Below are 20,424 nucleotides of genomic sequence, written 5' to 3' on the forward strand. Positions count from 1 at the left end.
CCTTTTGCCTTCCAGCCTGACACCAACGTCAGCATTGACCTGTTGAGCCCTACGGCCATGAGCAACATCAACACCCAATTCCGCAAGCCCCTGCCCGGCACGAACCTGGACTACTTCGACACGCAAGCCGCCGTCGAAGCCATCCAGCCCGGCGCCTGGGCCACCCTGCCCTACACCGCCCGAGTGCACGCCGAGAACATCGTGCGCAAGGCCGACCCGGCAATCATCACCGACTGCCTGAAGCAAATCATCGAGCGCAAGCGCGACCTGGACTTCCCCTGGTTCCCCGCTCGCGTGGCTTGCCACGACATCCTGGGTCAGACCGCGCTGGTGGATCTGGCTGGTCTGCGTGACGCCATCGCCAAAGAAGGTGGCGACCCCGCCAAGGTGAACCCGGTCGTGCCCGTGCAGCTGATCGTCGACCACTCGCTGGCCGTGGAATGCGGCGGATTCGACCCCGACGCCTTCCAGAAGAACCGCGACATCGAAGAGCGCCGCAACGAAGACCGCTTTCACTTCATCGAGTGGACCAAGAAGGCCTTCGCCAACGTGGACGTGATCCCAGCCGGCAACGGCATCATGCACCAGATCAACCTGGAGAAGATGTCCCCCGTCATTCACGCCGACAACGGTGTGGCCTACCCCGACACCTGCGTCGGTACCGACTCGCACACCCCGCACGTCGACGCGTTGGGCGTGATCGCCATTGGCGTGGGCGGCCTGGAAGCCGAGAACGTGATGCTGGGCCGCGCGTCGTGGATGCGCCTGCCTGAGATCGTCGGCGTGAAGCTGACCGGCCAACGTCAGCCCGGCATCACCGCCACCGACGTGGTGCTGGCCCTGACCGAGTTCCTGCGCAAGAACAAGGTCGTGGGTGCTTACCTCGAGTTCTACGGCGAAGGGGCGTCGAAGCTGACGATCGGCGACCGCGCCACCATCTCGAACATGGCCCCCGAGTACGGCGCCACCGCCGCCATGTTCAGCATCGACGAGCAGACGCTGGAGTACCTGACCCTGACCGGCCGCAGCGCCGAACAAGTGAAGCTGGTCGAGACCTATGCCAAGACCGCCGGCCTGTGGTCCGACAGCTTGAAGAACGCCGTGTACGAGCGCAACCTCGAGTTCGATCTGTCGAGCGTGGTGCGCAACATGGCCGGCCCGTCGAACCCGCACGCCCGCGTGGCCACGAGCGATCTGGCAGCCAAGGGCATCGCCGGCCAATGGACCATGCCCAAGGCCGAAGAAGGCACGATGCCTGATGGCGCCGTGATCATCGCGGCCATCACCTCGTGCACCAACACCTCCAACCCCCGCAACGTGATCGCGGCTGCGCTGCTGGCCCGCAACGCCAACAAGCTGGGCCTGACCCGCAAGCCTTGGGTGAAGTCCTCGCTAGCCCCTGGGTCGAAGGCGGTGGAGCTTTACCTCAAGGAAGCCAACCTGCTGGGCGACCTGGAAAAGCTGGGCTTCGGCATCGTGGCCTTCGCCTGCACGACCTGCAACGGCATGTCGGGCGCGCTGGACCCGAAGATCCAGCAAGAGATCATCGACCGCGACCTGTACGCCACCGCCGTGCTGTCGGGCAACCGCAACTTCGACGGTCGCATCCACCCCTACGCCAAGCAAGCCTTCCTGGCCTCGCCCCCGCTGGTGGTGGCCTACGCCATTGCCGGCACCGTGCGTTTTGACATCGAAAACGACGTGCTGACGGTCGTGGACGGCAAGGAAATCCGCCTGAAGGACATCTGGCCTTCGGACGAAGAGATCGACGCTGTGGTCAAGGCCGCCGTGAAGCCTGAGCAGTACCGCGCCGTGTACGAACCCATGTTCGCCATCCAGGCCGACAAAGGCGAGAAGGTGTCGCCACAGTACGACTGGCGCCCCATGTCCACCTACATCCGTCGGCCGCCTTACTGGGACACCGAAGGCGTCGGCGCCCTGGCGGCCAACCCGCGCACGCTCAAGGGCATGCGCCCCCTGGCCATCCTGCCAGACAACATCACCACCGACCACCTGTCGCCGTCGAACGCCATTCTGGCCAGCTCGGCCGCCGGTGAGTACCTGGCCAAAATGGGCCTGCCAGAAGAGGACTTCAACTCTTACGCCACCCACCGTGGTGACCACCTGACCGCCATGCGCGCCACCTTCGCCAACCCGACATTGAAAAACGAAATGGTGCGCAAGGAAGACGGCTCGATCAAGGTCGGCTCGTGGGCCCGCGTGGAGCCCGAAGGCCAGGTGATGCGCATGTGGGAGGCCATGGAAACCTACCTGAACCGCCGTCAGCCGCTGATCATCATCGCCGGCGCCGACTACGGTCAAGGTTCCTCGCGTGACTGGGCCGCCAAGGGCGTGCGACTTGCGGGTGTGGAAACGGTTGTAGCCGAGGGTTTCGAGCGCATCCACCGCACCAACCTGATCGGCATGGGCGTGCTGCCCCTGGAGTTCAAGCCGGGCACCACCCGCCTGACCCTGGGCCTGGACGGCACAGAAACCTTCGACGTGGAAGGCGACCTGAAGCCGCGCGCCGACCTGACCTTGGTGATCCACCGCAAGAATGGTCAGACCGAGCGTGTGACCGTGACCAGCCGCCTGGACACCGCCGAAGAGGTGTCGGTGTACGAAGCCGGTGGCGTGCTGCAACGCTTTGCGCAAGATTTTCTTGCTGCAAATAAGTGACCACCCCCGAGCGCCTCTGGCGCTCCCCCTCAAGGGGGCGACGCCTACGGACTGGCAAAGCCAGATCCGTGGCGTCCGCTGGGTCAGGCCGGAGTGGCGCAAAGCTTTGCGCGCTTCGGCACCATGTGAATTGAAGGAGCGTGTGATGACTCATCCCGCACAAATCAAAATCCCCGCCACCTACATCCGGGGCGGCACCAGCAAGGGCGTGTTCTTCCGCCTACAGGACCTGCCCGAGGCTTGCCAGGTGCCCGGTGAGGCCCGTGACAAGCTGTTCATGCGCGTCATAGGCAGCCCCGACCCCTACGCCGCGCACATCGACGGCATGGGCGGTGCGACGTCGTCGACCTCCAAGTGCGTGATCCTGTCCAAGTCCAGCGTACCCGATCACGATGTGGACTACCTCTACGGTCAGGTCTCGATCGACAAGCCCTTTGTAGACTGGTCGGGCAACTGCGGCAACCTGTCCACCGCTGCGGGTGCCTTCGCCATCCACGCCGGCCTGGTGGACCCGTCGCGCATCCCGCAAAACGGCACCGCTGTGGTCCGCATCTGGCAGGCCAACATCCAGAAAACCATCATCGCCCACGTGCCAGTGACCAACGGTCAGGTGCAGGAAACCGGTGATTTCGAGCTGGATGGCGTGACCTTCCCGGCCGCCGAGATCGTGCTCGAATTCATGGACCCGTCTGACGATGGCGACGAAGGTGGCTCGATGTTCCCCACGGGCAACCTGGTGGATGACCTCGAAGTGCCCGAGTCCGTTGTCAAAGGGGGCACGCTCAAGGCCACGATGATCACGGCGGGCATCCCGACCGTGTTCGTCAACGCCGCCGACATCGGCTACACCGGCACAGAGTTGCGCGAACAGATCAACAGTGACGCCACAGCGCTCCAGCGTTTCGAGGCCATCCGTGTGGCCGGCGCGCTGCGCATGGGTCTGATCAAGACGCCCGAAGAAGCCGCCACCCGCCAGCACACACCCAAGATCGCCTTCGTGGCGCCGCCCACCGCCTACAAGGCGTCCAGCGGCAAGACCATTGAGGCGTCCGACGTGGACCTGCTGGTGCGCGCGCTGTCGATGGGCAAACTGCACCACGCCATGATGGGCACCTGCGCCGTGGCCATTGGCACCGCCGCCGCCATCCCCGGCACCCTGGTCAACCAGGCTGCTGGTGGTGGTGAGCGTGAGGCCGTGCGCTTTGGTCACCCCTCCGGCACCCTGCGTGTCGGCGCCCAGGCCAAGCAGGTGAACGGCCAGTGGACGGTGACCAAGGCCATCATGAGCCGCAGCGCCCGCATCCTCATGGAAGGCTGGGTGCGCGTGCCGGGCGATTCGTTCTGAACTTTGACGCTCCACCCAAACCCGGTTGTTGCCAATAGGCCAACCGGGTATTTTTTTGGGCAATTCCCGGGCTTGTTTGCCTGATTGAAAAACGGGAAATGATGGCAAGATCGTCGGCCTAATCTCAACTCAGGAACCCGATGATGTTCAAGCCCTCCAAGATGCACCGCACCTCCAAGACCGCCTCCATCACCGCTGGTTTGCTGCTGGGCATGGTGGCCGGCAGCTTCGTCGCTCCGGCCGTGGCCGCCAGCAAGGCGAAGGCCGAACCGCTGCCTGCCGCCTCCGAGGAGCAACAGGCTGCCGCCGAACGCGTTCTTTTTGGTAAGTATCAGTGCGATGGCGGCAAGACTTTGTCCGTTGCTCGCGACACGCAGAACCCCGGCTATGTCAAGCTGGACCTGGCCAAACAAAGCTGGACCATGAAACCCGTGCTGTCCTCGACCGGCGCCATCCGTCTGGAAGACATCAAAGACACCGCCTTGCTGATTCAGATCCTGAACAAATCGATGCTGATGAACAAGAAATCCGGCCAACGCATGGTGGATGGCTGCATGCACGAAGCCCAGAAAGCGGCTGTCGAAGAGCTGAAAAAGAACCCCAGCACCTCGTCGGTCTTTGACGCCCCGGCCCCCGCCGCCCAATAACCGCTCAGATCGCCCCAAACTGGGGCTGATCCACGCCAGAAACCGCAGCCCAGCCTGCGGTTTTTTGCATTCTTTTCTCAAAAACAGTGGGATTTCCCCGCAGACGTAGGCGAAAATATCGGTCTTCCGTATTTCCGCCTTTTTGGGCGGCAAATCCGTTCGAACTGTCCCTTGCTCTTGACCTCAAGGTAACAACACATGCTGCAAGCCTATCGCCAACATGCTGCCGAGCGCGCTGCGCTGGGTATTCCTCCCCTGCCCCTGTCCGCTCAGCAAGTTGCTGAACTGATCGAACTGATCAAGAACCCGCCCGCTGGCGAAGACGCTTTCCTGCTCGACCTGCTGACCCACCGCGTGCCTCCCGGCGTGGACGACGCCGCCAAGGTCAAGGCTTCCTTCCTGTCGGCTGTGGCTCACGGCGACATCAAAGTTGGCCTGATCTCCAAGGCCAAGGCCACTGAACTGCTGGGCACCATGGTTGGCGGCTACAACGTCAAGCCATTGATCGACCTGCTGTCTGACGCTGAAGTCGGTGGCGTGGCCGCTGAAGGCCTGAAGAAGACCCTGCTGATGTTCGACGCCTTCCACGACGTCGCTGAACTGGTCAAGGCTGGCAATGCCAACGCCAAGGCCGTGATGCAATCGTGGGCCGACGCCGAGTGGTTCACCAGCCGTCCTGAAGTCGCCAAGAAGATCACCGTGACCGTGTTCAAGGTGCCTGGCGAAACCAACACCGACGACCTGTCGCCCGCTCCTGACGCTTGGAGCCGTCCTGACATCCCCATGCACTACCTGGCGATGTTGAAGAACACCCGTCCTGACGCGGCTTTCAAGCCCGAAGAAGACGGCAAGCGCGGCCCCATCCAGTTCATCGAAGACCTGAAGAAGAAGGGCAACCTGGTTGCTTACGTGGGCGACGTGGTCGGTACCGGCTCTTCCCGTAAGTCCGCTACCAACAGCGTGATCTGGGCGACTGGCGAAGACATCCCCTTCGTGCCCAACAAGCGCTTCGGCGGTGTGACCCTGGGCGGCAAGATCGCTCCCATCTTCTTCAACACCCAAGAAGACTCCGGCTCCCTGCCTATCGAAGTGGACGTGTCCGCTTTCGAAATGGGCGATGTCATCGACATCTTCCCCTATGACGGCAAGATTGAGAAGGATGGCAAGGTTGTCACCGAGTTCGCTCTGAAGTCGCAAGTGCTGCTGGACGAAGTCCGCGCTGGTGGCCGTATCAACCTGATCATCGGTCGTTCGCTGACTGGCAAGGCACGTGAGTTCCTGGGCCTGCCCGCTTCCACCCTGTTCCGCCTGCCCGTGGCCCCCAAGGACACCGGCAAGGGCTTCACCCTGGCCCAGAAGATGGTCGGCCGTGCCTGCGGTCTGCCCGAAGGTCAAGGCGTGCGTCCTGGCACCTACTGCGAACCCAAGATGACCACCGTTGGTTCGCAAGACACCACCGGCCCAATGACCCGCGACGAACTGAAGGACCTGGCTTGCCTGGGCTTCTCGGCTGACCTGGTCATGCAATCGTTCTGCCACACCGCGGCTTACCCCAAGCCAGTGGACGTGAAGATGCACCGCGAACTGCCCGCCTTCATCTCCAACCGCGGTGGCGTGGCCCTGCGTCCTGGTGACGGCGTGATCCACTCGTGGCTGAACCGTCTGCTGTTGCCTGACACCGTCGGTACCGGCGGCGACTCGCACACTCGCTTCCCCATCGGCATCTCCTTCCCCGCTGGTTCCGGCCTGGTCGCTTTCGGCGCCGCCACCGGTGTGATGCCTCTGGACATGCCTGAGTCCGTGCTGGTTCGCTTCAAGGGCAAGATGCAGCCTGGCGTCACCCTGCGTGACCTGGTGCATGCCATCCCCCTGTACGCCATCAAGGCTGGTCTGCTGACCGTGGCCAAGGCTGGCAAGAAGAACATCTTCTCGGGCCGCATCCTCGAAATCGAAGGTCTGCCAGACCTGAAGGTTGAGCAAGCGTTCGAACTGTCTGACGCTTCGGCAGAGCGTTCCGCTGCGGGTTGCACCATCAAGCTGAACAAGGAGCCTGTGGCTGAGTACCTGAAGTCGAACATCGTTCTGATGAAGAACATGATCGCCAACGGTTACCAAGACGCTCGCACCCTGCAACGTCGTATCGAAGCTCAAGAAGCCTGGTTGGCCAACCCCAACCTGCTGGAAGCCGACGCTGACGCGGAATACGCTGCTGTCATCGAGATCAACCTCGACGACATCAAGGAACCCATCGTCTGCTGCCCGAACGACCCAGACGATGCCAAGTTCCTGTCTGAAGTCGCTGGCACCAAGATCGACGAAGCCTTCATCGGTTCTTGCATGACCAACATCGGCCACTTCCGTGCCGCAGGCAAGCTGCTGGAAGGCAAGAAGGACATCCCAGTGCGTCTGTGGGTGGCTCCTCCCACCAAGATGGATGCGGCTGAGCTGACCAAGGAAGGCTACTACAACACCTTCGGCCAAGCCGGTGCCCGCACCGAAATGCCTGGCTGCTCGCTGTGCATGGGTAACCAGGCTCAGATCAAGGAAGGTTCGACCTGTATCTCTACGTCGACCCGTAACTTCCCGAACCGTCTGGGCAAGAACACCAACGTGTTCCTGGGCTCGGCCGAGCTGACTGCCGTGGCCTCCAAGCTGGGCAAGCTGCCAACGCCTGCCGAGTACATGGCTGAAATCGGTGTGGTGGCCAAGGATGCCGACAACGTCTACAAGTACATGAACTTCAACCAGATTGAAGAGTACGTTGAGACCGCTGCCACCGTGAAGGCCTGAGCCTGAACGATCAGCCTGGAGGAGCTTTGAGTTCCTCCAAAGCAAAACCCGCCCGGGCAACCTGGCGGGTTTTTTCATGGGCGAACCACCAATATTTCACATTAGAAAATATGTCCCAAATTCTAGGGATTGAACTCTGGAAAATCCGTAGCGCCGCACCGTCTACGCTGACAGATACTGCGATCCCTCTTTCGTGACTTTGACGATGCTTCACTCGGACCTCTCTGCGGGACTGGCCATTGCCTCAGGTGCCTCGCATGCCTTTGTCGCCGGCGTGTTCCTGCGCTTCATGAAGACACGACCTACTTGGGGCTTGGGCTGGCTGGCGGCGTCATTCGGGCTGGCATCGGTTCTGAACATTGGGGCTGCAATCACCTTCACCGTCGCACCCACGGCCGCTCATCACCCGGCCTGGCTGCTGGCCAATCTGATTGTGGGCGTCGCCTGCATGGGCGCATTGGTTGCTGGGGTGCGCCTCTATGTTGGGGAAACACGCCCCGGCCCATGGATGGCCGTGATCGCCACGACGCTGCTGTACGCGTTGTTGATCGCAGTCAAACGCGCATCCCCACAATGGAATTTGTCGATAGGGGGTGCGGCCATCGCCGCAAGCCTTTACATCTACCTGGCCATTCGCAGCGTGCAAGCCGCCCAGCGCGAACCCGGGGTCGGTCATGGCATCGCCGCAGCGATGATGGCCCTCTATGCCCCCTTGGTTCTAGGCGCCTATCTGACGGGCATGGACGAGCTGGAATTGCGCTACTGGGGCTCGGTTCCCTACTCTCTGGGTGGGCTGGGCCTGATGTCAGCCTGCATGGGACGCTTCCAGGCCGAATTGCGAGACCTCAACGAATCCCTGGAGTTGCGCGTGCAGTCACGCACTCAGGAATTGCAGGAACTGGTGCAAGGGCTAGAGTCATTCAACCGCATGGTCTCGCACGACCTCAAGGGTCCTTTGGGGGGGCTGCACGGCATCAGCGGCTTGGCCATCCAGGCCATTGACCGTGGAGACACCGAGACAGCCAGACGCTTCATCCAGGCCATTCACACAGAATCGAAGTCGCTGACGGCCCTGATCAATGACCTGCTGTCTCTGGCTCGCGCATCGCAAGCGGAAATTGAAAAACGTCCATTGGGCGTACAAACGGTGATTGACGAGGCGCTCAAGGTCATCGAGATCAGCCACGGCAGTGGCTACACCCACCCCGTTAGTTGCTCCGCCGTGAACTCGACCGTGCATGCCGATCCGAGCCTGTTGCGGCAAGTGATGGTCAACCTCATCGGCAATGCCCTGAAATACTCCAGCCGTGCCGAACGCCCGGAGGTAAGGGTCAGTGCAGAAACCCACGAGGACGGCACCGAGCTGATCGTGTCCGATAACGGTGTCGGATTTGACCCATCTCGTAAAGAAGACCTCTTCAAACCTTTTGCCCGCTTGCATACGCAATCCGACTTCGATGGCGTTGGGGTCGGGCTCACCATCGTGCAGCGGATTGTGGCCGGGCACGGCGGCCGAGTGTGGGCAGACAGCGAGCCAGGCCAGGGAGCCCGGTTTCATGTCTGGTTACCGGCTGGCTGAACGTTTACAAATCATCAGACAAGCCCGCGCATAATCCAGCCCTCACACTGCATTGAGTGGCGGCGCGCAGCCGTCCGGTTGTCTGTATGTCCGAGGCTTCTGTTTCCGCCACCCACTCGCGCGTGGCTTCTGTCTGGCTCAAGCGTGCCTTGTGGGCCATGGTCGGGTTGCTGGCCACTGGCTTGGTGGCCATCGGCATCACCCTGGCAGTGCTCTACCCCCAACTGCCTGACACTGCCTCGCTGGCGAACTACCAACCCAAGCTGCCCTTGCGCGTGTACACCGCCGATGGCGTGGAAATTGGAGGCTTCGGTACAGAAAAGCGCACCTACCTGCCAATTGACCAGATCCCGAAGCTGATGAAGGACAGCTTGCTGGCGGTAGAAGACGCGCGCTTTTACGAGCACCATGGCATTGACCCCATCGGGGTGCTGCGCGCCGTGGTGTCGAACCTCACCGGGCGGCGTGTGCAGGGCGCGTCCACCATCACCCAGCAGGTGGCTCGCACCTTTTTCCTGACACGCGAAAAGACCTTGTCGAGAAAGCTGAAAGAAGCACTGCTGTCGTGGAAGATGGAGTCACAACTCAGCAAAGACCAATTGCTGGCGCTCTACATGAACCAGATCTATCTGGGTGCCCGCGCATACGGCTTTGCCGAAGCCTCGCAAACCTATTTTGGCAAGCCCCTGGCCGAACTGAATGCTGCCGAATGCGCCATGCTCGCCGGATTGCCTCAGAACCCGGCCAACGTGAACCCCATCAAAAACCTGGAGCGCGCCATGGCGCGCCAGAAGGTGGCCTTGTGGCGCATGCATGATGCCGGCGTGATCAACGATGCGGAATACGAAGCGGCCAAAGCGCAGAAACTGGTCATCCGCAAGCCCACCGACGTGGAAGTGCACGGCGAATTCGTGGCTGAAATGGCTCGCCAGCAGGTCTATGCCCAGTATGGTGAAGAGGCTTACTCATCGGGGATGAAAGTCATCACCTCCCTGCGCGCCAGTGATCAACAGGCTGCGTACAAGGCTTTGCGTCGCACCCTGATTGATCACGAACGCGCTCAGGCCTGGCGCGGCCCGGAAGACCAGGAAGACCTGGACGCCGATCTGAGCAACGATGACCCGGCCGTGTCTCAGATCTTGTCAGACTACAGTGACGACGAAGACCTGCGCGTGGCCATCGTGACGGAAGCGTCACCCAAGGGGCTGACAGCGGTGCTGGCCTCAGGCGAGGTGGTGCGCGTGGATGCCAAGGGTCTGCGCCAAGCCCAAGCCGGCCTGAGCAATAAAGCGTCCGAGAAGCTGCGCATTCGTCGCGGCTCGGTCATCCGTCTGCTGCAAACGGGCAAAGACTGGGCCGTGACCCAATGGCCACAAGCCGAGGGGGCACTGGTGGCACTCGACCCCCACACGGGCGATGTGCGAGCCTTGGTGGGCGGGTTCGACTTCCATCACAATCAGTTCAACCACGTGACACAAGGCTGGCGCCAGCCCGGTTCCAGCTACAAGCCCTTCTTGTATGCCGGAGCCATTGAAAACGGTGTCATGCCAGAGACGATCGTGAACGACGCGCCGCTGACTGACGTGGGTGACTGGTCTCCGCAGAACTCCGACGGTTCAGCCGACGGCCCGATCACCGTGCGACAAGCCCTGGCACGGTCGAAGAACCTGGTCACCATTCGTCTGGTTCAGCTGCTGGGCACCAATGCGGCCCGCCAATGGAGCGGCAAGTTTGGCTTCGATGTCGACAAGCAACCCGACAACCTGACCCTGGCCTTGGGTGCCGGATCCACCACCCCAATGCAACTGGCCAGTGCCTACGCCGTGATCGCCAACGGTGGAATGGCCGTGAAGCCCGTGTTCATTCGCCGCATCAACGACTCAAACGGCAACAAGGTATTTGAAGCACCGACGAAAGCCGTCAGCGAAGAAGATCGCGTGGTGCCTGCGCGTAATACCTTCATGACCGCCAGCTTGCTGCAAGAGGTGACTCGCTCGGGCACGGCGGCACGGGCCCAGGGCCAACTGAAACGCCCCGACATCTATGGCAAGACCGGTACCACCAACGATGTGGTGGACGCCTGGTTCGCCGGCTTCCAGCCCAACCTGGTGGCGGTGGTGTGGATCGGCTATGACACCCCCAAGAGCCTGGGCTCCCATGCCTCCGGTGGCTCGTTGGCCCTGCCCGCGTGGATCAACTTCATGGCCTCGGCCCTCAAAGGCATGCCTGTGGCTGAGATTCAGCCCCCGGAAGGCGTGGTCCATGTGAATGGCGACTGGCGCTACATCGAATGGGTTGACGGAGGCTTCATTCCCTCGCTGGGCCTGGATGACCAGCATGTCACGCCACAGTTGATTCCTGGGCCACCAGAGGCAGCCAGCTCGGCGGCATCGGCCCCCGTTCAGGTGGAAGAAAACGACGGCGCGCCTCGCTGATCCTGGTAGGTCAGGTACAGCCGGAGGTCAAACTCGTACTGGTGGTAGTTGGGCTCCATGTGCTGGCACAGTTGGTAGAACGCCTTGTCGTGCTCGCGTTCTTTCAGGTGAGCCAACTCGTGCACCACGATCATTTTCAGGAACTCGGGTGCGGTCTGCTTGAACAGGCTGGCAACCCGAATTTCGCGTTTGGCTTTGAGCTTGCCCCCCTGCACGCGTGACACCATGGTGTGCGTGCCCAAGGCGTGCTGAATGACCTTGAGCTTGTTGTCGTAAGCCACTTTGGTGATGGGCTCGGCATTGCGCAGGTAGCGGCTCTTCAGCTCCATCACGTACTCGTACAAGGCCGTGTCGCTGCGCACATCGTGCTGCTCAGGGTAACGCCGCGCCAGCACCTCGCCCAGCTTGCCAGCATCCAGCAACTGCTGGACCTGCTGCAGCACATGGGACGGGTAGCCACCCAGATATTTCAGCGTGGTGGGCAAGCCATTGGCCACGTCGCAACTCCTGGTCTGACGCTCAAGGCGCGATCTGTTCGGCGTAGTCGTACAAGGCACCCAGGATGTCCTGGCCGCGCTCGTCTTCGTCGCTGAGTTGTTCGCTCAAGGCATCAATGCGCTCGAAGAACTGTGACAAGGACATGGCGCCGCCCTGCCCTTCGTGCAGTCGGGCCGTGCAGTGTTGGTGCCACCGAGCCTGCTCTTGCTCATTCAACGAGTCTTCAAAATTGCGAGCGCGATAGCGGAAGAGCAGCTCTTCCAGCCGTTCGTCTTCAAACGCGGGCTGGCGATCGGCCAGCTTGTGTGCACGCTCGTCAACAGGCATGGCGCGAATGCGGTCCAGCGTGCGGCGATCTGTTTGCGACAGGAAACCACCGTACAGGTCTTCATCCACATCGACCGGCGCTTTGGCAGACGCGGGGCGCTCAAACACCTCGGCCCAGATACCCGCCATGCCAGCGCCTTTGGCTGCCGCGATTTCGGCGTGCTTCATGCACTGGTCCAGGTCGATGGACCAACGTTGCGCCACGGCTGGCGTGATCGTTTTCAGGTTGCCAATGACGATGGGCGACTTGTTGATGTGAATGCTCTTGATGGGCAGGCGTTGCACACCTTCGGGCAGCTCTTCGGCCTTGCTGAACAAGCGTTCACGCACGGTTTGCGCGTTGAGCCCGAACAACTCGGTGGGATCGAAAGCCAGATCCCACACGATGAGCTCGTTCTTGTTGGTCGGGTGCGGCGCCAGGGGCCACACCACGGCCATGCAGCCGCGCTCCACACCATACATGCCCGAGATGTGCACAAACGGCCGCCCCACACCGATCTCGGCCAACACAGCGTCCTTCTTGCGCAGCTTCAGGCAGAAGTCCCACAAACGGGGTTGCGCCTGCTTGATGACGCGCGCCATGGCGATGGTGGCTCGCACGTCCGACAAGGCATCGTGCGCCGCTTCGTGGGTCAGCCCATTCGCGGCAGTGAGGTGTTCCAGCTTGAAGGAAGGCCGGCCATCGTCATGCTTGGGCCACTGGATGCCTTCAGGGCGCAAAGCCCAGGTGCAGCGCACCACATCGAGCAAATCCCAACGGCCACAGCCGTTTTGCCATTCACGGGCATAGGGGTCCATCAAGTTGCGCCAGAACAGGTGGCGCGTGACCTCGTCATCGAAACGAATGGTGTTGTAGCCCACACCGACAGTGCCAGGCTGTGCCAACTCGCGTTCGATGGTGTCGGCAAACTCGTATTCGGGCAGGCCTTGTTCCACGCAGGTCTGGGGCACGATGCCGGTCAGCAAACAGGCTTCGGGCTCGGGCAAATAGTCGCGAGGCGGCTGGCAATAGATCATCAGCGGCTCGCCCACCTCGTTGAGGTCGGCATCGGTGCGCACCCCCGCGAACTGAGATGGCCGATCGCGCCGGGGCACGCGGCCAAAGGTTTCGTAGTCGTGCCAGTAGAAGGTGAAGTCGCCGCTCATGGATTTCAAAACGTTTGCATCACAGCAAAACGGCCCGCTGGGGATCCAGTCGGGCCGCTGTGGAGGTGGAACCGAAGGCGATCAGCGCTTGCGAATGACCACGCTGCCCACCGAGTAACCGGCGCCAAACGAGCACAGCACGCCCACATCACCCGACTTCATGTCGGTGTGATGCTTGTGGAAGGCGATGACCACGCCCGCCGACGAGGTGTTGGCGAATTCGTCCAGGATCAACGGCGCGACATCAGGGCCCGCTTCACCACCAATCAGGCGCTTGACCACCAACTGGTTCATGCTCTGGTTGGCTTGGTGCAGCCAGTAACGACGCACTTGAGTGGGCTCGAGCGACAGGGCACCCAGGTGGCCTTCGATGTGCGCAGCGGCAATGGGCACCACTTCCTTGAACACCTTGCGGCCTTCTTGACGGAAGGTTTTGTCGCGGGCGTTGGGGTCGGTGTCTTCGCAACGGTTCATGAAACCGAAGTTGTTGCGAATGTTGTTCGAGAACTGGGTGGCCAGCTTGGTGCCCAGCACTTCCCACTGGTCAGCCGAAGTCGCGGTGTCAGCACTTTCCACCACAGTGGCGGTGGCCACATCACCAAAGATGAAGTGGCAATCGCGATCGCGCCATTCCTGGTGGGCCGAGGTGATTTCGGGGTTGACCACCAGCACGCATTTGGCCGAACCGCAACGAATGGCGTTGACGGCTTGCTCCAGCGCGAAGGTGGCGGTCGAGCAGGCCACGTTCATGTCGAACGCAAACCCCTTGATGCCCAGCGCTTGCTGAATTTCAACGGCCACCGCGGGGTAGGCGCGCTGCATGTTCGAGGCGCCGCAGATCACGGCATCGATGTCTTCGGGCTTCTTGCCGGCTGCGGCCATGGCCTTGTGGCAAGCATCCACGGCGATTTCCGCCATCATCGACAGCTCGTCGTCAGCACGCGGCGTGAAGCGTGGATACATGCGGTGCGGGTCCAGCACGCCGGACTTGTCCATCACGTAGCGCTGCTTGATGCCAGACGCCTTTTCGATGAACTCAACGCTGGAATGCGCCAAAGGCTCACGTTGGCCGGATTCGATCTCCGCAGCGTGTTGTGCGTTGTGCTGGTCAACGTAGGCGTTGAACGCTTCAACCAACTCCGCGTTGGTGATGGTGTGAGGAGGCTGGTACAGACCAGTCCCGCTGATGACGACTGCGCTCATGGGTTCCAAGGGGCTACATCACACCCTGGTGGGGTGCACTCGCCCGGATCATCAAAACAGCAGATTTTGCCACCTTTTACCAAGCAGACAAAATTCGGCGCCTGGGCTGAATTAAGCTTGCGCGCAATCAGTGACATCGCACACATTTCACAAGGATTTCGCCATGAAAAACACCCTGACCGTCCTGCTGACCGCTATTGCCCTGACTCCGACCCTGGCTTTGGCCAAGGCTGACTGCCCGGCCCACCCCAAGTCGGAGTGGATGAAGGAATCGGAAGCCCGCGCCAAGCTGGAAGCCCAGGGCTACAAGATCCGCAAGTTCAAGATCGACGGCCAGTGCTACGAGATTTATGGCTTCAACAAAGAGGGCAAGCGGGTCGAAATCTATTTCGACACCAAGACATTGGACATCGTCAAGGCTGAAATCGAGTGACACAGACTGTGTGGTCTCCTCTGGTGCGTCTCACCCACTGGGGCGTCGCTGCACTGGTCCTGTTCAACCTGTTCAATGAGACGGGACGTATTCACCGGTGGGGCGGATACGCTGCGGCGGCCCTGGTGGTTTGCCGATTGTTGTATGGCCTGCTTCGGCCAGACCATGACCCCGCTAGCATTCGCATCCCGGGGCCCGCAGCCCTGAAAGAGCACCTCAAGGCCATGGGCCAGAAGACCCTGACCCCCAGCCACGGGCACAACCCAGTTGGCATGTGGGCCGCGCTCATCATGTGGGCATTGATTCTGGCTTTAGGCATCACGGGCTGGATGAGCCAACTCGATCGCTATTGGGGCGAGGAGTGGCTGGAAGAGCTCCACGAGGGCTTTGCCGATGTGCTCATGGGCGTGGTGGTGGTGCACTGGTTGGGCGTGATCAGCATGTCGCTTCTACTCAAACAAAACCTGGTCCGCGCCATGCTCACCGGTGGCGAGCAAGCGAAAGAACCCCGTCACCGCTGATCAAAACGGCGCCTGACTCGACAAGCGGATCACCTCCCCGCTGACGGGGTGGGTGAAACTCAGATCTGCTGCATGCAAAAGCAGGCGCCCCCTGGAAGGCGATGCCTGCTCGCTGCCCGAGCCTGCCTCACCCGCAGGGCCATACAAGGGGTCACCCACGATGGGATGCCCCAGGGAGAGCATGTGCACACGCAGCTGATGCGACCGCCCGGTGATGGGCTCCAGTTCAACCCGAGTGATGTTGTGCTGCGCATCCCTGTGGCGAACCCAGTAACGGGTCTGAGAGGGCTTGCCCAACTCGTGATCAACCTTCTGGCGAGGGCGATTGGGCCAATCGGTGATCAAAGGCAGATCGACCACGCCTGAATCGGCCTCGACTTGGCCATGCACCACTGCCACGTAGCGCTTATCGACCTCTCTGCGCAGAAACAGCTCGCTCAACAAGCGTTGCATCTCTTTGCCTCGCGCCATGAGCAACAGGCCAGACGTGTCCATGTCCAGGCGGTGAACAATCAAGGCATCTGGATAGCGCGCCTGCACCCTGGCTGCCATGCAGTCCGCAAAGGCCTCGCCGCGCCCCGGCACGCTGAGCAAGCCACTGGGCTTGTCGACCACAATGAGGTGTTCGTCCACCCACAGAGTCGGCAAACCCTGATCGGGCGGAGGCCGGTAATCGAGAAGCTGATGGCCGCTCATGCTCGATTGCCGTAGCGACGCGCCAATACCGTGCACACAAACATCTGCAGCTGGTGGTAGATCATGATGGGCAAGATCAAGACCCCCATGGCGGCGGAACCACCGAACAGCAGCTTGGCCATGGGCATACCGGAGGCCATGGTTTTCTTCGATCCGCAAAACACGGCCACGATCTCGTCTTCGACATCAAAGCCCCAACGGCGTGCCACCCAGCGGGTCAGCCACAGGGTGGGCAGCAGAAACAAGGCCGCGCCCATTGCGGTTTGAATCAGCAAACCTGCGCCATGACGGCTCCACAAGCCATCGGCCACTGAATCAGAAAAAGCCGACCACACCAGCAGCACGATCACCCAGCGATCAAACACATTGGTCACCGGCTTCAATCGCGTGAACAAGGGCAACAACCAAGGGCGCGAGAAGTGCCCTAAGGCAAAGGGCAACAGCAGCATCTTGGCGATCTTCAGCATGGTCTGGCCCACGTCGAGCGATTCACTGCCCTGCCCACCGATAACCAGGCTGACAAGCAAAGGCGTCAGAAACACACCCAACAAGGTTGATAAGGTGGCATTGAGCACTGCGGCCGCCACCCGCCCCCGGGCCAGCGCCGTCATGGCCACAGAAGACGACACGGTCGACGGCAACACGGCCAGGAAGAAGAAACCCATTTGCAGGTCATGCGGGACCCAATGGCCCAACACCAACACGCATACGCTCCACCAAATGGGAAACCACACATACGTGCACAACTGCACCACCAGATGCAAACGCCAGCGCGAGGCCCCGTCTTTCAGGCTGTCGGTGGACAGCCCCATGCCATGCAGGAAGAACAGCCCCAGCACACCGAGGTCAGTGACCGTGCCAAGGTGCAGCACGCCCTGGCTACGCCCCAAATCCGGCCACAGACTGGCCACCACCACGGCCATCACCATGCCAAACAAAAACCAGTCCATACGTGGCCACTTCAGCTTCAACACGCGCATTCATCCTTCCATCATCGGCGCGCCATCAGGCTGAAACAGCCGACTCACGCCCCCGCGCATTATCGACACCCTGGTTCACACTCGTGACTCGCCCTGCGCCTGAACCACTGAAAGCGTGAAGGCCTGCCGCCCCAAACTCGCTTCGCTTGAGGGACAATAGCGGGTTTTCCTTGGCACGGGGCTCGTCCGCCCCTCAATGGCATGACCACACACTACACCCTCAGCGATTTCGACTTCGAGCTGCCGCCCGAACTCATCGCCCAGCACCCCGCCGCAGAACGCAGCGCCTCCCGCCTGCTGGATGGGCGAAGCAGCCTCCCGGTTGACCGCGTTTTCCGCGACCTGCCCAACCTACTTCGAGCCGGTGACCTGCTGGTGTTCAACAACACCCGCGTCATCAAGGCTCGCCTGTATGGGCACAAACAATCAGGCGGTGCAGTAGAAGCTCTCGTCGAACGCGTGCTGCCCAACCGTGAGGTCTGGGCCCACATGCGCTCCAGCAAATCGCCCAAGCCTGGCAGCGTGGTGCGATTTGCCGACGCCTTTGACGCCGAAGTGCTGGGACGCTGTGGCCCCGATAACGGCATGTTCCACCTGCGCCTGTCTGGCGAGCCCTTCGAGTTGCTTGAACAATATGGCCACGTGCCACTGCCGCCCTACATCACCCACGCCGACGAAGAAGACGACGTGCGTCGTTACCAGACGGTTTTCGCAGCCCACCCGGGTGCGGTGGCGGCCCCTACCGCAGCGCTGCACTTTGACGAAGCCTTGCTTGAAAGCTTGAAGGCGAAGGGCATTGGGACGGCGGCCGTCACCCTGCACGTGGGTGCCGGCACCTTCCAGCCCGTGCGCACCGACAACCTGGCTGAGCACAAGATGCACAGTGAATGGTTCAACGTGACAGAAGAAACGGCGCAGGCCATTCGCACCACGAAAGCTGCTGGCGGACGCATTGTGTCGGTGGGCACCACCACCCTGCGTGCGCTGGAATCGGCCGCGCTGAACGCCCCTGCCGACCAGATCCTGAACGTGGGCAGCCGCGACACCGACATCTTCATCACCCCGGGCTTCGACTTCAAAGTGGTGGATGTGTTGATCACCAACTTCCACCTACCCAAAAGCACCCTGATGATGCTGGTCAGCGCCCTGGCGGGCTATGACCACATCCGCGCGCTGTACCAGCACGCCATTGAACAACGCTACCGCTTCTTCAGCTATGGCGATGCCATGCTGATCGAGCGCTCCGCCCAGCCCGCTTGAACGAACGAGGCCCCACGATGTTGAAATTTGACCTGCTCAAAACCGAAGGCCTGGCGCGACGCGGCCGCATGACCCTGAACCACGGCGTGGTCGAAACCCCCATCTTCATGCCCGTGGGTACCTACGGCACCGTCAAGGGCGTCATGCCCAAATCGCTGGAAGACATGGGCGCGCAGATCATTCTGGGCAACACCTTCCACCTGTGGATGCGCCCCGGGCTGGACATCATGCAGCAGTTCGGCGGACTGCATCAGTTTGAAGCCTGGAACAAGCCCATCCTGACCGACTCCGGTGGCTTCCAGGTGTGGTCGCTGGGTGAGATGCGCAAGATCAGCGAAGAAGGCGTGCGCTTTGCCTCGCCCGTCAACGGCGACAAGCTCTTCCTCACCCCCGAGGTGAGCATGCAGATTCAGACCATTCTGAACTCGGACATCGTCATGCAGTTCGACGAATGCACCCCTTACTGGCAAGGTGAAAAGGGCTCGGGCCACATCACCACGGAAAAGGAAGCACGCTCCTCCATGGAGTTGAGCCTGCGCTGGGCCAAACGCTGCATCACCGAGTTCGAGCGCCTGCAAAACCCCAATGCCCTGTTCGGCATCGTGCAAGGTGGCATGTTCGAAAACTTGCGCGAAGAATCTCTGTCGGCTCTCGTTGACATGAACCTGCCCGGCTATGCCGTGGGCGGCGTGAGCGTGGGCGAACCCAAGGACGAAATGCTGCGCGTGATGAACCACATCGTGCACAAGCTGCCCGAGAACAAGCCGCGCTACCTGATGGGCGTGGGCACGCCAGAAGACCTGGTCGACGGCGTGGCCGCAGGCGTTGACATGTTCGACTGTGTCATGCCCACCCGCAATGCGCGCAACGGCCACCTGTTCACCCGCTTTGGTGACCTGCGTTTGCGCAATGCCAAGAACAAGGCCGACCAGCGCCCGGTGGACGAAACCTGCACGTGCTACACCTGCCAGACCTTCAGTCGCGCCTACCTGCACCACCTGGACCGCTGCGGCGAAATGCTTGGCCCCATGCTGACCAGCATCCACAACCTGCACTACTACCTGAACCTGATGAAGGAAGTGCGCCAGGCCCTGGACGAAGGCCGCTTTGCGCAGTTCCGTCAGCAGTTCGCAGCCGATCGCGCCCGCGGCGTCTGATCAAGCTGGCGCAGTGGGCGGCGCGGCCAGGCGCTCCCCGGCTCACCAGAAAGCCCACTGCCCCCACACCACCACCCAAATGCCGAGCACCCCGTTGGTCACGGCATGGGCCACTACGGGGGCCCACAGCGAGCCCGTTCGCTTGTAAAGCCAGGCGTAGGCCAGGCCCGCCACAATCGCCCCCAGCCAGAGGGTGTGAGCCAGTGTGAACGCAAAGGTCGACAAGGCAATCGCCTTGAGCGATGCCGTGCGAGGCGAGACCTGCTCGAAGTCGGGGTTATCCACCCAGCGCATCAGGAAGGAACGCCAGAAGAGTTCCTCCATCACGGGCACCATCAGCGCCGCGCCCACCCACCGAAAGAGGATCAGGCCCCACTGCAAGCTGCCATCTTCATTCACAGGGCGGAACGTGGCCGTGGGGCTGCCCAGAATCATCCAGGGCTCAGTCAGCCGAATCCACAGCAAAAACACCACCAGGCCCACTGCAATCGACAAGGTCCAATTCATGCGACTCATCTTGCGCTGATCTGCCTGCAATTCTGTGTACTGTGGCCAGAACCAATACAAGGCCCCTGTGACCACCAGCACGCCAATGCCGTACACCCACTTGGCGTCCAGCACCGCCTGCCACGACGCAGGCCAATTGCCACGCACAGCCAAGATGACCATGAACAACACAAAGGGCAAGACACGAGCCCAGGCGGCTCGATTCAACATCTGACTCATGA

16 protein-coding genes are annotated in these 20,424 nt (G+C 61.5%); 10 read left to right on the forward strand and 6 right to left on the reverse strand.

Going from position 1 to position 20,424, the window contains the following annotated elements; genetic code table 11:
• Positions 1-57: 57 nt before the first annotated feature.
• The 6 genes from acnD (at position 58) to VFW72_RS13640 (ending at position 11,475) form a co-directional block, all read left to right on the forward strand.
• Complete coding sequence (gene acnD / locus VFW72_RS13615; RefSeq protein WP_329675010.1) at positions 58-2,679, forward strand: Fe/S-dependent 2-methylisocitrate dehydratase AcnD; 2,622 nt, start codon at positions 58-60, stop codon at positions 2,677-2,679.
• Positions 2,680-2,824: 145 nt separating this feature from the next.
• Positions 2,825-4,024 (forward strand): 2-methylaconitate cis-trans isomerase PrpF, encoded by a 1,200-nt coding sequence (prpF, locus tag VFW72_RS13620; protein ID WP_329674839.1) that lies wholly within the window; start codon positions 2,825-2,827, stop codon positions 4,022-4,024.
• Positions 4,025-4,167: 143 nt separating this feature from the next.
• Entirely contained in the window at positions 4,168-4,671 is a 504-nt protein-coding gene (locus tag VFW72_RS13625; RefSeq protein WP_329674840.1) for a hypothetical protein, read from the forward strand.
• A 198-nt stretch (positions 4,672-4,869) separates the two neighbouring features.
• Positions 4,870-7,461, forward strand: coding sequence for a bifunctional aconitate hydratase 2/2-methylisocitrate dehydratase (gene acnB / locus VFW72_RS13630; protein WP_329674841.1), 2,592 nt, complete (start codon positions 4,870-4,872; stop codon positions 7,459-7,461).
• A gap of 205 nt (positions 7,462-7,666) precedes the next feature.
• Positions 7,667-9,040 (forward strand): HAMP domain-containing sensor histidine kinase, encoded by a 1,374-nt coding sequence (locus VFW72_RS13635; protein ID WP_329674842.1) that lies wholly within the window; start codon positions 7,667-7,669, stop codon positions 9,038-9,040.
• An 86-nt stretch (positions 9,041-9,126) separates the two neighbouring features.
• A complete protein-coding gene (locus VFW72_RS13640) occupies positions 9,127-11,475 on the forward strand; it encodes a PBP1A family penicillin-binding protein (RefSeq protein WP_329674843.1) in 2,349 nt (782 codons plus the stop codon).
• Here the strand turns inward: VFW72_RS13640 and VFW72_RS13645 are convergent.
• The 3 genes from VFW72_RS13645 to VFW72_RS13655 form a co-directional block, all read right to left on the reverse strand.
• The gene (locus VFW72_RS13645) at positions 11,442-11,972 is read right to left on the reverse strand and encodes a M48 family metallopeptidase (protein WP_329674844.1); all 531 of its coding nucleotides are present in this window, start codon (positions 11,970-11,972) and stop codon (positions 11,442-11,444) included. The two genes, VFW72_RS13640 and VFW72_RS13645, sit on opposite strands and share 34 nt — an antisense overlap.
• 22 nt (positions 11,973-11,994) lie before the next feature.
• Positions 11,995-13,446, reverse strand: coding sequence for an exodeoxyribonuclease I (gene sbcB / locus VFW72_RS13650; protein WP_329674845.1), 1,452 nt, complete (start codon positions 13,444-13,446; stop codon positions 11,995-11,997).
• Between the two features lie 81 nt (positions 13,447-13,527).
• A complete protein-coding gene (locus VFW72_RS13655) occupies positions 13,528-14,649 on the reverse strand; it encodes a beta-ketoacyl-ACP synthase III (RefSeq protein ID WP_329674846.1) in 1,122 nt (373 codons plus the stop codon).
• Positions 14,650-14,812: 163 nt separating this feature from the next.
• Between VFW72_RS13655 and VFW72_RS13660 the strand changes: the two genes are divergently transcribed.
• Together VFW72_RS13660 and VFW72_RS13665 are read left to right on the forward strand one after the other, a co-directional pair.
• Positions 14,813-15,082, forward strand: a complete 270-nt coding sequence (locus VFW72_RS13660) for a PepSY domain-containing protein (RefSeq protein ID WP_329674847.1) — start codon at positions 14,813-14,815, stop codon at positions 15,080-15,082.
• Positions 15,079-15,603, forward strand: coding sequence for a cytochrome b/b6 domain-containing protein (locus tag VFW72_RS13665; RefSeq protein ID WP_329674848.1), 525 nt, complete (start codon positions 15,079-15,081; stop codon positions 15,601-15,603). Before VFW72_RS13660 ends, VFW72_RS13665 begins: the two co-directional genes overlap by 4 nt.
• Here VFW72_RS13665 and VFW72_RS13670 read toward each other — a convergent pair whose 3' ends face one another.
• Together VFW72_RS13670 and VFW72_RS13675 are read right to left on the reverse strand one after the other, a co-directional pair.
• Positions 15,604-16,299: an RluA family pseudouridine synthase gene (locus VFW72_RS13670; RefSeq protein ID WP_329674849.1), complete on the reverse strand. Its 696-nt coding sequence runs from the start codon at positions 16,297-16,299 to the stop codon at positions 15,604-15,606.
• The gene (locus VFW72_RS13675; RefSeq protein ID WP_329674850.1) at positions 16,296-17,279 is read right to left on the reverse strand and encodes a bile acid:sodium symporter family protein; all 984 of its coding nucleotides are present in this window, start codon (positions 17,277-17,279) and stop codon (positions 16,296-16,298) included. The genes VFW72_RS13670 and VFW72_RS13675 overlap by 4 nt, the downstream gene beginning before the upstream one ends.
• A gap of 201 nt (positions 17,280-17,480) precedes the next feature.
• On the opposite strand from VFW72_RS13675, the gene queA reads away from it, so the two are divergent.
• A complete protein-coding gene (gene queA, locus VFW72_RS13680) occupies positions 17,481-18,539 on the forward strand; it encodes a tRNA preQ1(34) S-adenosylmethionine ribosyltransferase-isomerase QueA (RefSeq protein ID WP_329674851.1) in 1,059 nt (352 codons plus the stop codon).
• A gap of 17 nt (positions 18,540-18,556) precedes the next feature.
• Complete coding sequence (tgt, locus tag VFW72_RS13685) at positions 18,557-19,696, forward strand: tRNA guanosine(34) transglycosylase Tgt (protein ID WP_329674852.1); 1,140 nt, start codon at positions 18,557-18,559, stop codon at positions 19,694-19,696.
• A 42-nt stretch (positions 19,697-19,738) separates the two neighbouring features.
• On the opposite strand, the gene VFW72_RS13690 is transcribed toward tgt, so the two are convergent.
• Positions 19,739-20,422, reverse strand: coding sequence for a CAAX prenyl protease-related protein (locus VFW72_RS13690; protein ID WP_329674853.1), 684 nt, complete (start codon positions 20,420-20,422; stop codon positions 19,739-19,741).
• Positions 20,423-20,424 lie beyond the last annotated feature (2 nt).

The sequence above is a fragment of the Aquabacterium sp. genome, from assembly GCF_036273115.1.
Classification (GTDB): Bacteria; Pseudomonadota; Gammaproteobacteria; order Burkholderiales; family Burkholderiaceae_C; genus Aquabacterium.

Excerpts from the sequence above, each read along its gene's own strand:
- acnD (WP_329675010.1), top strand. The coding sequence starts at position 58 with ATGAGCAACATCAACACCCAATTCCGCAAGCCCCTGCCCGGCACGAAC.
- VFW72_RS13690 (WP_329674853.1), bottom strand. The coding sequence starts at position 20,422 with ATGAGTCAGATGTTGAATCGAGCCGCCTGGGCTCGTGTCTTGCCCTTT.
- VFW72_RS13655 (WP_329674846.1), bottom strand. The coding sequence starts at position 14,649 with ATGAGCGCAGTCGTCATCAGCGGGACTGGTCTGTACCAGCCTCCTCAC.
- VFW72_RS13640 (WP_329674843.1), top strand. The coding sequence starts at position 9,127 with ATGTCCGAGGCTTCTGTTTCCGCCACCCACTCGCGCGTGGCTTCTGTC.
- VFW72_RS13670 (WP_329674849.1), bottom strand. The coding sequence starts at position 16,299 with ATGAGCGGCCATCAGCTTCTCGATTACCGGCCTCCGCCCGATCAGGGT.
- tgt (WP_329674852.1), top strand. The coding sequence starts at position 18,557 with ATGTTGAAATTTGACCTGCTCAAAACCGAAGGCCTGGCGCGACGCGGC.
- VFW72_RS13675 (WP_329674850.1), bottom strand. The coding sequence starts at position 17,279 with ATGCGCGTGTTGAAGCTGAAGTGGCCACGTATGGACTGGTTTTTGTTT.
- sbcB (WP_329674845.1), bottom strand. The coding sequence starts at position 13,446 with ATGAGCGGCGACTTCACCTTCTACTGGCACGACTACGAAACCTTTGGC.
- acnB (WP_329674841.1), top strand. The coding sequence starts at position 4,870 with ATGCTGCAAGCCTATCGCCAACATGCTGCCGAGCGCGCTGCGCTGGGT.
- VFW72_RS13635 (WP_329674842.1), top strand. The coding sequence starts at position 7,667 with ATGCTTCACTCGGACCTCTCTGCGGGACTGGCCATTGCCTCAGGTGCC.
- queA (WP_329674851.1), top strand. The coding sequence starts at position 17,481 with ATGACCACACACTACACCCTCAGCGATTTCGACTTCGAGCTGCCGCCC.
- VFW72_RS13660 (WP_329674847.1), top strand. The coding sequence starts at position 14,813 with ATGAAAAACACCCTGACCGTCCTGCTGACCGCTATTGCCCTGACTCCG.
- VFW72_RS13625 (WP_329674840.1), top strand. The coding sequence starts at position 4,168 with ATGTTCAAGCCCTCCAAGATGCACCGCACCTCCAAGACCGCCTCCATC.
- prpF (WP_329674839.1), top strand. The coding sequence starts at position 2,825 with ATGACTCATCCCGCACAAATCAAAATCCCCGCCACCTACATCCGGGGC.